The following is a 12,010-nucleotide window of genomic DNA, read 5'->3' on the forward strand; positions in this document are numbered from 1 at the left end:
GGAGGGGCAAGTAAGAGATGGCTCGCGTTTGGGGAGCCGCTTACCCTCCCGCTGCTCGGACCGGACGCCGTGATCACGGACTGCGCGGGCGGGGGAGTGCTGGCCGAGGCGCCGGGGCGTCGTGTCGACCTCTCGCTCGCGACCCTGGCCGACCGTGCGCTGGAGCGCAACGGTGCGGAGGTGGAACTCCTGTGGGCCCCGTGAGCGCCCCACGGATCCTGCGGGTCGCCGGACCGCTGGTGGAGCTGACCTACGAGGCGGGGACGGCCATGCACGACCTCGTCCTGCTCGGCGAGAGCGGGCTGCCCTCGGAGGTGGTGGCGATCAGGGGAAGCGTGGTGACCGTCCAGGCGTACGAGTACACCGGGGGACTCGCTCCCGGCATGCCGGCGCGGCCCCGGGGGCGACCGCTGTCGGTGCGTCTGGGACCCGGCCTGCTCGGCGGTGTCTTCGACGGACTGCTCCGCCCTCTGAGGTCCGCCGGTGACCGTCTGTCCGGTGGTGCGTCGGGTGCGCCTCCACCGGACGACGCATGGCAGTTCGAGCCGTGTGTGCGACAGGGAGAGTCGGTTGACGAAGGCGCGGCGCTGGGTTCCGTCCGGTTGTCAGTGCCGCTGAAGGTCCTCGCACCACCGGGGAGTTCGGGCTCGGTGTCCTGGGTCGCGCCCGCTGGGAGGTACGCCTCGGACGCCGTGGTGGCCGCGGTGGACGGGGGCGAGGTGCGTCTGTCCGCGGAGTGGCCCGCGAGGAAACCCCGCCCCGCGCGGGAGCGTCTCGACGCCGTGGTGCCCCTCACCACGGGGCAGCGCGCCATTGATCTGCTGTTCCCCATGGTGCGGGGCAGCACGGTCGCCGTCCCGGGCGGGTTCGGAACGGGGAAGACGGTCCTGCTCCAACAGATCGCCAAGTGGTGCGATGCCGACGTGATCGTGTACGTGGGCTGCGGCGAGCGCGGCAACGAGATGGCGGACGTTCTCGACGAACTGCACCGACTCGCGGACCCCCGGACCGGGGGACAACTCGCCGACCGGACCGTGGTGATCGCCAACACCTCCGACATGCCGATGATGGCTCGTGAGGCGAGCGTGCACACGAGCGCCACGGTCGCGGAGTACTTCCGCGACATGGGACTCCACGCGGTGCTGATCGCCGACTCCACGTCCCGATGGGCCGAGGCGCTGCGCGAGTTCGCCTCCCGCATGGGCGAGCTGCCGTCCGAAGAGGGGTATCCCGCCCGTCTGGCCTCGGAACTCGCCGCGTTCTACGAGCGCGCCGCGACCGTGCGCACCCTGGGTGGAACCACCGGCTCCGTGACCGTGATCGGAGCGGTCTCCCCGCCGGGAGGGGACTTCACCGAACCGGTGACGGCACACACGGAGCGGTTCGTCCGTTCGCTGTGGACCCTGGACAGGGAACTCGCCTACGCACGTCACTATCCCGCGCTCTCGTGGTCGGCGTCGTTCTCCCGGGACGTCACTGCTGTCGCGGCCGCCCACGCGGCGGCGGGTGACCGGGAGTGGGCGGAACGCCGTGAACGGGTCGCGGGCCTTCTGACCGAGGCCGATCGCCTGGCCGACCTCGTCGAACTGGTCGGGGTCACCGCACTCCCGCCCGGGGAACGGGTCAGCGTGCTCGGCGGGCGACTTACCAGGGAAGCAATCCTGCAGCAGAACGCGATGGCACCTGGGGACGCCTACTCCTCACCGGAGAAGACGACCGCACTCGTCACGGCGGTGCTCGCCGTGATCGAGCGCTGTGCGGACCTGGCCGACTCGGCCGAGCGCGCTGACGCCGTCGAGGAGGTGGACTTCACACCGCTCGTACGTGCGCGTGAAGAGGCCGGTCCGAATGACGTGGCAGCGGTGACAACTGCCCGGGAAGCGATTCTGCAACGTCTCGGGGAACTGGTGTGACGGTGACTGCCTACGAAGTCGAGTACACGGGCGTTCGTGAGCTGCGGGGCCCGCTCGTGGTCGTGGAAGGGGTCGCCGGCGTGGGGTGGGACGAGTTCGTGCGCATCGTCACGGACGACGGTGCTCAACGGCACGGACTCGTCCTGGAGGTCGACGGGGAACTCGCCGTCGTGCAGGTCTTCGAGGGCACGGCCGGCCTGGATCCGACTCGCACCCGGATCGCCTTCTCCGGCAGACCGTTGCACATTCCCGTCGGGACAGGCTGGTTGGGGAGGACCTGCAACGGACGCGGAGAGCCCGTTGACGGAGGGCCTCCGGTCATCGGCCGGGTCGAGGAGGCCGTCGGCGGTACGCCGATCAACCCCGTGCGCAGGGAACCACCGGTCGACCCGGTGCTCACGGGTGTGGGTGCCATCGACGTTCTGACCACTCTCGTCAGGGGCCAGAAGCTCCCCGTCTTCTCGTCTGCCGGGCTTCCCCACCTCGAACTCGCCGTCCAGGTCGCGGCCCAGTCCTCGTGCGGGGGTCAGCCGTTCGGCGTCGTCTTCGCCGGAATGGGCCTCACTCACGCGGACACGGCGTTCGTCCGCGAAGGGTTGGCGGAACGATCGGCGGCCGGGGAGCTCGTACTGCTGCTCAACACCGCCGACGATCCGGTGATCGAACGGCTCCTGACCCCGCGCTTGGCGCTCACCGTTGCGGAGCACCTGGCCTTCACCGAAGGACGCCACGTCCTCGTGGTCATGACGGACATGACGGCCTATGCGGAAGCCCTGCGCGAGGTGTCCGCCGCGCGCGGCGAGGTCCCGGCCCGACGCGCGTATCCCGGCTACCTGTACAGCGACCTCGCGTCACTGTACGAGCGGTGCGGGATGATACGTGGCAGACCGGGGTCGGTCACCGTGGTGCCCGTGCTGGTCATGCCGGCCGGGGACATCACCCACCCCGTTCCCGATCTGACCGGCTACATCACGGAGGGGCAGATCGTCCTGTCGCCCGTCGCCTGGGCGCGGGGCGCGTATCCCCCGGTGGACCCCCTCGCCTCGCTGTCACGACTCATGCGCAGAGGAGTCGGTGCGGGCCGTACCCGTGACGATCACCCCCATGTCGCGGCACAACTGATCGCGGCCCTCTCCCGGGCGCGACAGGTGCGCGATCTTGCCGACCTGATGGGCAGGTCCGCGCTGAGCCCCGCGGACCTGCGATACCTGGACCTTGAGGAATCCTTCCTCCATCAGTTCCTCGTGCAGCGTCGCGACGAGAGCCGGACGCTCGACGAAGCCATGGACCGCGCCTGGCGGACACTGCTCACGCTCTCCCGCAGCCAGCTGGGGATGATCCCTGCCGCACTGCTCGACGCGCACGAGCGGCCGGTACCGGCTCCGGGACCGGAGCGCAGGGAGCCGGAGCCGTGACCGCACGAACGGGGCCCACCCAGGGGCGTGCGGGTCGGCTGCGACTGCAGTACCGACTCGATACGGCGCTGCGCGGCGCCGAGCTCCTGGAGCGGAAACTACACACGCTGCTGGGGAGGGTGCAGGTGTTCGAGCAACGCGAAGCGGCTGCACGCCGGGAGTGGACGCGGCTCCTGGCGGAGGCGGAGACCCGGTTGCTGCGCGGCCTTCTGCTCAGCGGCGAACAAGCACTCGTCCAGGCCACCCCCGCAGCCCGGGCGGAGGTCACCGTGGAGTGGAGCACAGCCATGGGGCTGCGTCACCCCACCGGCGCCGTCTGCGTGCCCGCGCAACGCTCCGCCGACGAGCCGACACCGCGGAACACCGCCCTCCTCCAGTCGGAGCGCGCCTACCGGGAAGCACTGCGTGCGGGCGCCGAGCTCGCCGCCGCCCGGGCCGCCGCCCGCCTGATCTCGGCCGAGGCGAACCGGACGCGCCAACGGGTTCGTGCCCTGCGCCGGCACTGGATCCCGCTGCTGACGCAGCAACTCGCCGCGACGGAACTCGCTCTGGAGCAGGCAGAACGCGAGGACAACGTACGCAGGCGCTGGGCCGCACAGGGCGGGGGAGTGCCAGGGCCGGACGGCAGCCGCTGAGGTCACGGACCGGCGTGCTCGGCTGGGTGCCCCGCACGCTGGTACGCGGGGCGCCATCGGCGGCCGTGCCGGGGCCGACGTCACCCGGCACGGCCGCCCCCACACTGGGACAGAAGGCCGTCCGGGCCGCACGGGGGGACCGCTCGGCCCACGTGCGCGGCCTCCTTCCGGCGCACCCTGGACGTGGGCGCGGTCGGTAGGCGATCGCGCCGCCCGCCGAAGCCAGCAGTCGGGAGGACACGATGAACAGCACCTTTCTCCGCGGCCTGCCCCCGGAGGTCCAGGATCGAATGATCTCGTGTTCGCACGAGGTGTCCTTCCCTCCGGGCACGCGCATCTTCGACGAACACGACCCGGCCGACCGGTTCTGGATCATCCGGACCGGTGCTGTTTCCCTGGACCTCCAGGCATACGGCCGCCGGGCCGCCACGGTGGAGACGCTGGGCCACGGTGATCTGCTCGGCTGGTCCTGGCTCATACCGCCGTACACCTGGCATCTGGGGGCGGAGGCCTTCAGCCTGGTACGGGCTCATGAATTCGACGCGAAGGCCGTGCGAGGGTTGTGCGACAGCGATCCCGCCCTCGGCCTCGCTCTGACGCGCCGCGTCCTGGAGGTGGTCGCCCACCGGCTGCAGGCCACCCGGATCCGGCTCCTCGACCTCTACGCGCCTCACGGCAGCGGTGTGACGCAGGTTCCGCGGTGAACCGCTCGCCGGCACGCTGAGCGTGGGAGGCTACGGCCGCGGACCGCGACCGCGGTCCTGGCCGCCTCCGGACCGCACTGGCCGCTTCGGACCGATGAGCGCGGAGGCGGCACGGGCCCGCTGATCCCGTCGCACGCGAACGCTCCCGCGCTGGTCCCACACGAACACCCGCACGCTCGGTCAGCCGGCGCCCCCTGGTTCCTCCGGAGGCCCTGCCGCCCAGGCGATGGCATCGTCGAGTTCGTCGTAGCCGAAGCGTCGCACTTCGGCTTGGACGAAATGGTTCGCGAGGTGGGGAACCCAGTCGGCGAGCATGCTGTCGGCGGCCAGCCCGACCCGACTGATCTTCCGGTGGTGGTCCCGCACGAAACGTACGTGCCGAAGCATGCCCGCCATGTTCTCCCAGCCGGGAAACCCCCTCGCGTGGAGGACGACGCCCGCCAACTCCGGATGGCTTTCGAGCCAGCCGTCGACGGTCAGCGACAGCGCGTCGAAATCAGCGGTGCGCAAGGGCTGCGCGACGTCGACGACGACGACGTGGGATTCCGGCAGGAGCCGGTGGGTGATCCCCGGGCCCTCAGGGAGCGAACTCAGCCAGCGCAGGGCCTCTTCGCGCTCCTGATTGCCGAAGGTGCGTACCGGGCAGGGCATCAGAAAGCCCGTGACCCGTACGGACCGGCGGATCCAGTCGAGGTCGCTGACCACGGCGCAGCCTTCGAACAGCCGCAGCGAGTCCAAGCCGACCTTGAGATCCTCCCAGCCGGCCCCGGGGGTGAACGAGCGGAATTCCGGGCCGAATTCGTACAGGAACCGGAGGCGGCGGCCTTCGCGGCGCGCGCTGTCGACGAGCGGCTCGATCACCGTCTCGTAGTCGTTCTTGGACACGGTTCCCACCGCCTTGACGGCGTCCACTCCGACAGGCACGTCCTTGACCTTCTCGAGCATGTCGTACTCCTCTCCGTGCCCCGCAACCCGTGCGGCGACGGGTGTGGAACGGGACGAGGCCTCCTCGTGCTCTTCCCAGCCTCCTCCCCCACGGTGCCTCCCCGCAGGGGCCACAGGCCCTCCCTCCGGGTGCTACCCGGCCCATTTTCCGACGGCGCCGACGTCCTCGTCGCCCCGCAGCGCGCGGGATCCACGGGCAGCGACTCATCCCACCGCGGACGGGGGCTCTTCGCCCTCGCGGGCCTCCGACGGCAGGCCCTCCCGATCTCCGGGGGCCAGTGGGGGGACGACGACCACGGGGCAGGCGGCCCTGCGCAGCAGACCGTGCGGGACGGAGCCCAGGCGCATGCCGACGAAGCCCTCGCGGCCCCGGCGGCCGACGACCACGGCGATGGCCCGTTCGGCGTCCTGAGCCAGTACCTCGACCGGATGTCCCCGCAGCACTGCACGACCCAGTGGGACATCGGGATGAGTAGCGGACCGTCCCTCGGTGGCTTCGTGCAACTGCCTGCGACACGACTCGATCGCGGCCGGCTCATCGACGGACCCGAGGAGAGGGGGGCTGCCACACCCACACTGCGCGCACCGTAGCCGCCCGTGAGGCGGCGTCGTCCAGGGCATGAGCCAGGGCGGCGGCGGCCGATGCGCTGCCGTCCACGCCGACCACGAGGCAGGGGGGCTCTCCCACGGTGCGCCGGGCCTCCGGCACGACGACCACGGGGCACGCCGCGTTCGCGCTCACCGGTACCGTCGTGGAAGCCGCGCTGAGCACCGCCGCAAGTCGCCCCAGCCGACGCGAGCCCAGGACCACCAATCCCGCCCGCGCCGACGCCCGTACCAGCGCTTGCGCCGGATTGGCATCCGAGGTGGTCGTCGTCACCTCGAGACCCGGCCGCCGTTCACGGACCCGTTGCAGGGACCTGGCGAGCGCCTCGTCACCCAACCGCCTCAGCGCCTTGTGGTGAGCGGTCTCCGAGACGCCGCGCACGTGGTGGGCCACCGGCAGTACCGCGTGGAGCAAGCGGAGCGGAACCGATCGGCGGGCGGCCTCGTCAGCCGCCCAGTCCAGCGCGACACCCTGGTCCTGGACGTCGATGCCGACGACGACCGGTAGCCGGCGGATGGTTGTCATCGCTCCTCCCTGGTGCTGCCTCCTCAGGCGCTACGGCAGACCTGCTCCGCCCGGCCGGAGCGGTTCACCGCCGCGCGGACGTACCGCCCGGCCCGAAGTGGCCGCCGGCTCGTGTGCTCTCGTGCGTACGGAGCGGCAACTGCTCACCGAACCGCCGTCGTGATGCGTCGCCCCGTGAGGCGTGCGGGCCGGATCGACACCCACATCTCGCGTCCGCTCCCTGCCCACGGAGCGCTGTGGGCGTGCTCGGCCAGTCGCCGCACGGCGTCGGGCTCCGTGACCACCCGTGCGGGGCCGACGGCGAGTACGCTCCAGCCCCGGCCCGTGGCCTCGTCGACATGGTCCACCTCGAAGGCGGCGTTCGCTCCGACCGCCGCCGCGGGCACGGACCCGGGTGTGGTGCGGAAGGCGATCGAGTCGTCGATGACGTCGTAGTTCACCGGGACGACCACCGGGCCGTCCGGTGTCGTCACCGCAATGCGTCCCACCCCGTGCGTGGAGAGCAGGGCTCGGCATTCCTCCGGTCCTAGCTCCACGAGCTGAGGGAGCGCACCCGTCGTACCCCGGTCCGGCGGCCGGTCGACCCCGCCCCCGCGCAGGGAGGAGACACTGGTGCCCAGTGCCGCGGCCAGGCTGATGAGAGTGGCTGGGCTCGGATCAGCCGGATGTTCTTCGAGGTACGCGAGATATGCCGTCGCCACTCCGGCGCGAAGCGCCGTCTCCTCGAGGCCCAGGCCCCGGCGCTTGCGTTCCGAGGCGACGCGCCGGCCGATGTCGCCGGGGTTGGGCACCCCGGCGGGCGGCTGCGCCGGAGCCCCGGACCGTCCGGCTGGCTCGTCCGGTGCCGGGTAACGCCCCGTAGCGGCTCCGGCCTCGTGCCCGAGGTGCCGGACGCGCGCGTCGGGACCGGGGAACACGAGGGTCACCTCCTGCGTGTCGGACCAGCGCACGTCGTAGGGGGGTGTTCCGTCCTCGTGGTGAAGTCCGACGATCTCGCCGTCGCGCCGCGCAGCGCCGGTCGTCGTACGTTCGACGATGAGCTGATCGCCTAGGTGAGCTCGCATGATCGCCGCCCTTTCCCCACAATGTTCTGTATCCAACGTGCCACGCGGTCCGTGTGGACGCACGGACGGAAGAATCGATCGCGGGACAGCCGGCGTCACGAGCGGACCTGATCGCCCGATGGGTGGGCCGCCCGCTGACGCGGTGGTCGCCGAACACGAGGGCGTCACCGCCCGATGGGAGCCCGACATGCACCACCGAACGGTGGAAGAGCTCATGACACGCGACGTCGTGCGGGCGCCGCGTGACATGCCGTTCAAGGAGATCGTCAAGCTCCTCGCGGAGAACGACGTCACCGCCGTCCCGGTGGTGGACGAACGCGACCGACCGTTGGGAGTCGTGTCAGAGGCCGATCTCCTGCGGAAGACATCGGACCAGGCGGACCCGTCGGGCCTGACCCCGATTCCGCACCTGGAAGCGTGGGAGCGGGCAAAGGCCGAGGGAGCCCGGGCCGAAGAGCTCATGTCGGCTCCGGCGGTCTGCGCCCGTCCGGAGTGGAGTGTGGTGGAGGCCGCCCGTCTGATGGAGGTCCACGACGTCAAGCGGTTGCCTGTGGTGGACGAGGCGGACAGACTCCGTGGCATCGTCAGCCGCCGCGATCTGCTGCGGATCTTCCTACGACGCGACGAAGCCGTGCGCGAGGAGATCACCGGGGACGTGCTACGGCAGACCATGGGGATCGATCCTTCCGCCGTGACGGTCGAGGTGGGCGAGGGGCAGGTCAGGCTCGGCGGGACCGTTGAGTTCAGGAGCCTGATCCCCGTCATCGAGCGGTTGTGCCGTAGCGTCGACGGCGTCGTCGGCGTCTCCGAGCGCCTCGCCTACCGGGTCGATGACACCCGCCCCCGTCCCGCCGACACCTAGTGCACGGTCTCCCGGTGCGCCGGGAGGCGTCGGTGCGGGCCTCCGGAGGAGTCCTCGCCCCCGCCTCGGAGCGCGGCCCACTCCCGGTCCCACCGTCGGCGCGTTCCCCGCACGCGGGCACCCGGGGAGTCCGTCACACCGAACGGGAGCAAAGGGCGTACGGGAGCAAGCGCGCGTGCCCAGGCTTCGACGTCGTCCCGGGAGGTGAGGTGGGCCCCGTCCACGTCGTTCCGGCTCGACACGGAACGACGGCAATCGGTGGAGCGCGCGCCGTACGGCGTCGGGGCGCCTACGCCGACGGGAGGGACGAGCCCGACCCGGACGTGTGACACGACGGCGGAGAGGGCCATCCGCTTCTCGCGGGTCCTGATTGTCCGGTGCACGGCTCCAGCCGCTCCTCCGGATCCTCTGTCGGCCCCCTCCGCCGACTCCAGCAAAACACCCCCGTCCCCCCTCCCACGAGGACCGACCAGTCCCCTTCGGGGGACCGAACGGCCCCGGTGACCGGCTTCCTGCGCACGCCGATCCTCGCACGCACGGGCCCTGCGGCGCTCCGGCCCGGCAAAGGGTGCCTACTCCCGGGCGTCCGGAGCGCCGTGCAGGTGTGCGGCAGAAGGGATCACCCGATCACCCCCGGTGAACAACTGCCTCACCCGTGTCCAAGCGCTGAACCGAGCGGCGGCGAAGCCGATCAGCCCCACGACCGCCGCCGCCCCGCAGCCCGCCCAGTCGAGCGGCTCCGTCTCCAGGACCGAGCGGAGGAACGGGGCGTACAGTGCGGCAGCCCCGAGTGCGGCCGACGCGATGACCGACAGGGGCAGGAAGGGGTTGTCCGCGGTGAACAGGCGCCCCCGCAGGCCCAGTACGACACCCAGTTGAGCGGTCAGCAGGGACAGGAACAGCACGCTCTGCCACGGCGCGCCCACGGATTGCGCTGCGAGCCCCGCGGCCAGGCAGGAAGCGGTCACGACCACGCCGAGGAAGAGCACCCGCTGCCAGAGGCCGTGCCCGAGGACGTGTTGCTGCGGTGGCCGCGGAGGCCGCAGCATGGCCTGCGGCGACACGGGCTCAGCCCCGACGGCCACGCCCGTGAGACCGTGTGTCAGGAGGTTGATCCAGAGGATCTGCCCCGCCCTCAGCGGAAGGGGGAGTCCGAGCACGGGACCGATGAGCATCACCAGGATCTCGGCCGCGCCGCCGGACAGGGCGTAGACGAGGAACCGACGGATGTTGTCGTACACCCGGCGTCCCTCTTCGACCGCCGCCACCACCGTGGACAGTTTGTCGTCGGTGAGCACCAAGTCGGCCGCCTGCCGGGCGACCTCGGTGCCTCGGCGCCCCATGGCCACGCCGATGTCCGCAGCACGTAGTGCGGGTCCGTCGTTGACGCCGTCGCCGGTCATCGCCGTCACGTGGCCGTGCGCGTGCCACGCCCGGACGATCTCGAGCTTCTGCTGCGGGTCGGTGCGGGCGAAGACCGTCACCGTGGTCGGATCGATCCGGCCCGCGGCCAGGTCCCGCCCCGTGGCGACGGCGCCATCACCGGACGCGGCATCGAGGAGGCCCAAGCGCGCCGCGACGGAGCGTGCGGTCGCCGGGTGGTCCCCGGTGACCAGCACCGGTGTGATGCCCGCCGCCCGGCAGGCGGCCAGGGTCGCGGCCGCCGCGGGCTTCGGAGGATCGCTCATCGCCACCAGGCCCAGGAGCCGCAGGCCGTGTTCTGCGGCTGCGGCCGTGGCCGGTGCCTGCGTCCGGGTGCCGGACGCCACGGCCAGCACGCGGTAGCCACGGGAGGCGAGTAGGGCCGCCTCCTGCCGCGCCCGGTCAAGGAGGCGCGTGCCTTCGTCGACCACCTCGGGATCGAGCACGGTTTCCGGTGCTCCCTTCAAGCAGATCAGCAGGTGCCCGTGCGGTGTCGTGTGCACCGTGGTCATCCGTTTCCGCAGGCTGTCGAAGGGCTCCTCGCGGGTTCTCGGGTACGTCTCCCGCAGCAGGCGCCGGTCGTCGCAGCCCGCCTTGCCCGCTGCGGCGAGCAGCGCTGCATCGGTGGGGTCTCCCAGCGCCGTCCAGCGACCGTCCGCGGCGCCCGGGGCGCCGGCCGGCGGACGGAGCTCGGCGTCGTTGCACAACGCCGAGACCGTCAGCAACTCCCGGACGGGGCCGAGCTGCCCGGCCCTCGCCACGCGTCCGTCGACGCGTACGTCGCCGCGCGGTGCATAGCCGACCCCGGTGAACTCGACGGCGCCGCCGGGCATCCACACCTGCTCGACCGTCATGCTGCCCTCGGTGAGCGTGCCGGTCTTGTCGGTGGCCAGAACGGTCACGGAGCCCAGGGTCTCCACGGCCGGCAGCTTGCGCACGACGGCGTGGCGAGCCGCCATTCGCCGAGCGCCGAGGGCCAGGGCGAGTGTGACGACGGCCGGAAGCGACTCCGGAACGGCCGCGACGGCCAGGCTGATCGCCGTCACCGCCATGGTCGTCGGCGGCAGGCCGTGGACCAGGCCGAGCCCGAACACGAGCAGGCACAAGGCCAAGGTGACCAGGGCGAGGATCCGACCCAGCGTCGCCAACCGCCGCTGCAGGGGGGTGGGTTCGGCCCGTCCCTCCAGGAGCGCGGCGATACGGCCGAGCGCACTGTCCGCGCCCGTGGCCGTCACCTCCGCCACGCCCCGGCCCCTGACGGCGACCGTGCCGGCACTCAGCGTCGCGCTCTCCGGATGGCCCGGCAGGACGTCCTTCTCCACCGGCGCGGACTCTCCGGTCAGCATGGACTCGTCGACGAGTAGGGCTGACCCCTCCAGGAGCCGGGCATCGGCGGCGACGATGTCACCCTCGCCCAGCAGCAGCACGTCGCCCGGCACGACGTCCGTCGCCGGCACCGCGCGCCCGGAGCCGTCGCGCAGCACGCGCGCGGTCGGCGCGGAGAGGGCCGAGAGCGCGGCCACCGCATGATCGGCCTTGACCTCCTGCATCACACCGACGGTGGTGTTCACGACGATGACCAGGGCGATGACCACGGCGTCCGCGTGATCGCCGATGGCGAGCGTGAGGACGACCGCACCGAGCAGAACCATGATCAGCGGATCACGGAGCTGTGCGAGGACCCGGGCGTGGAGCGGCACACTGCGGTTCGTCCGCACCTCGTTGCGGCCGTGGGTTTCCAACCGCCGCGCAGCTTCCCGCCCTGTCAGTCCCGCCGGTGGCGCATGGGCGATGTGCGTCGTTCGGGCGTCGTCGGGCGTCACGCTGCGCTCCGTTCCGGCAGCCGGCCGAAAGTCCGTCGCTGCCCCTGGGCGTACGGGCGCGGAACTGCGGCAGAGGTACTCCACGCCGTCACAGA

General features: G+C 71.8%; 11 protein-coding genes. 6 read left to right on the forward strand and 5 right to left on the reverse strand.

What is annotated here, in order from left to right:
* From ACFXOM_RS24710 to ACFXOM_RS24730, 5 genes are all read left to right on the forward strand, one after another.
* Window positions 1–204: hypothetical protein (locus tag ACFXOM_RS24710; RefSeq protein WP_385039299.1), on the forward strand; the 204-nt coding region annotated here is incomplete at its 5' end.
* Entirely contained in the window at window positions 201–1,913 is a 1,713-nt protein-coding gene (locus ACFXOM_RS24715) for a V-type ATP synthase subunit A (protein WP_385039302.1), read from the forward strand. The genes ACFXOM_RS24710 and ACFXOM_RS24715, both read left to right, overlap by 4 nt.
* 2 nt (window positions 1,914–1,915) lie before the next feature.
* The gene (locus ACFXOM_RS24720; protein ID WP_384944670.1) at window positions 1,916–3,328 is read left to right on the forward strand and encodes a V-type ATP synthase subunit B; all 1,413 of its coding nucleotides are present in this window, start codon (window positions 1,916–1,918) and stop codon (window positions 3,326–3,328) included.
* Window positions 3,325–3,963 (forward strand): V-type ATP synthase subunit D, encoded by a 639-nt coding sequence (locus ACFXOM_RS24725; RefSeq protein WP_385039305.1) that lies wholly within the window; start codon window positions 3,325–3,327, stop codon window positions 3,961–3,963. Before ACFXOM_RS24720 ends, ACFXOM_RS24725 begins: the two co-directional genes overlap by 4 nt.
* Before the next feature lie 242 nt (window positions 3,964–4,205).
* Window positions 4,206–4,667, forward strand: a complete 462-nt coding sequence (locus ACFXOM_RS24730) for a cyclic nucleotide-binding domain-containing protein (RefSeq protein WP_384937800.1) — start codon at window positions 4,206–4,208, stop codon at window positions 4,665–4,667.
* A 180-nt stretch (window positions 4,668–4,847) separates the two neighbouring features.
* Here the strand turns inward: ACFXOM_RS24730 and ACFXOM_RS24735 are convergent, their stop codons facing one another.
* The 4 genes from ACFXOM_RS24735 to ACFXOM_RS24750 all read right to left on the reverse strand — a co-directional run bounded on the left by ACFXOM_RS24735 (window position 4,848) and on the right by ACFXOM_RS24750 (window position 7,808).
* On the reverse strand, window positions 4,848–5,612 hold the full coding sequence (locus ACFXOM_RS24735; protein WP_385039308.1) for an STAS/SEC14 domain-containing protein: 765 nt from the start codon (window positions 5,610–5,612) through the stop codon (window positions 4,848–4,850).
* 204 nt (window positions 5,613–5,816) lie between these two features.
* The gene (locus tag ACFXOM_RS24740) at window positions 5,817–6,233 is read right to left on the reverse strand and encodes a universal stress protein (protein ID WP_385039311.1); all 417 of its coding nucleotides are present in this window, start codon (window positions 6,231–6,233) and stop codon (window positions 5,817–5,819) included.
* Window positions 6,148–6,744, reverse strand: coding sequence for a universal stress protein (locus ACFXOM_RS24745; RefSeq protein ID WP_385039313.1), 597 nt, complete (start codon window positions 6,742–6,744; stop codon window positions 6,148–6,150). The genes ACFXOM_RS24740 and ACFXOM_RS24745 overlap by 86 nt, the downstream gene beginning before the upstream one ends.
* Window positions 6,745–6,887: 143 nt before the next feature.
* Window positions 6,888–7,808 carry a pyridoxamine 5'-phosphate oxidase family protein gene (locus ACFXOM_RS24750; protein WP_384937791.1) on the reverse strand — a complete coding sequence of 307 codons (921 nt, stop codon included), beginning with the start codon at window positions 7,806–7,808 and terminating at the stop codon, window positions 6,888–6,890.
* A 187-nt stretch (window positions 7,809–7,995) separates the two neighbouring features.
* Between ACFXOM_RS24750 and ACFXOM_RS24755 the strand changes: the two genes are divergently transcribed.
* Complete coding sequence (locus ACFXOM_RS24755) at window positions 7,996–8,670, forward strand: CBS domain-containing protein (RefSeq protein WP_384937876.1); 675 nt, start codon at window positions 7,996–7,998, stop codon at window positions 8,668–8,670.
* Window positions 8,671–9,242: 572 nt separating this feature from the next.
* Here ACFXOM_RS24755 and ACFXOM_RS24760 read toward each other — a convergent pair.
* Window positions 9,243–11,915 (reverse strand): cation-translocating P-type ATPase, encoded by a 2,673-nt coding sequence (locus tag ACFXOM_RS24760; protein ID WP_384937788.1) that lies wholly within the window; start codon window positions 11,913–11,915, stop codon window positions 9,243–9,245.
* Window positions 11,916–12,010: the final 95 nt, after the last annotated feature.

It is taken from the genome of Streptomyces sp. NPDC059169 (assembly GCF_042755225.1).
Lineage (GTDB): Bacteria > Actinomycetota > Actinomycetes > Streptomycetales > Streptomycetaceae > Streptomyces.

What these genes read in the sequence shown, in the direction of transcription:
- ACFXOM_RS24730 (WP_384937800.1), top strand. Translation starts at nt 4,206, where the DNA reads ATGAACAGCACCTTTCTCCGCGGCCTGCCCCCGGAGGTCCAGGATCGA.
- ACFXOM_RS24735 (WP_385039308.1), bottom strand. Translation starts at nt 5,612, where the DNA reads ATGCTCGAGAAGGTCAAGGACGTGCCTGTCGGAGTGGACGCCGTCAAG.
- ACFXOM_RS24740 (WP_385039311.1), bottom strand. Translation starts at nt 6,233, where the DNA reads ATGCCCTGGACGACGCCGCCTCACGGGCGGCTACGGTGCGCGCAGTGT.
- ACFXOM_RS24745 (WP_385039313.1), bottom strand. Translation starts at nt 6,744, where the DNA reads ATGACAACCATCCGCCGGCTACCGGTCGTCGTCGGCATCGACGTCCAG.
- ACFXOM_RS24750 (WP_384937791.1), bottom strand. Translation starts at nt 7,808, where the DNA reads ATGCGAGCTCACCTAGGCGATCAGCTCATCGTCGAACGTACGACGACC.
- ACFXOM_RS24755 (WP_384937876.1), top strand. Translation starts at nt 7,996, where the DNA reads ATGCACCACCGAACGGTGGAAGAGCTCATGACACGCGACGTCGTGCGG.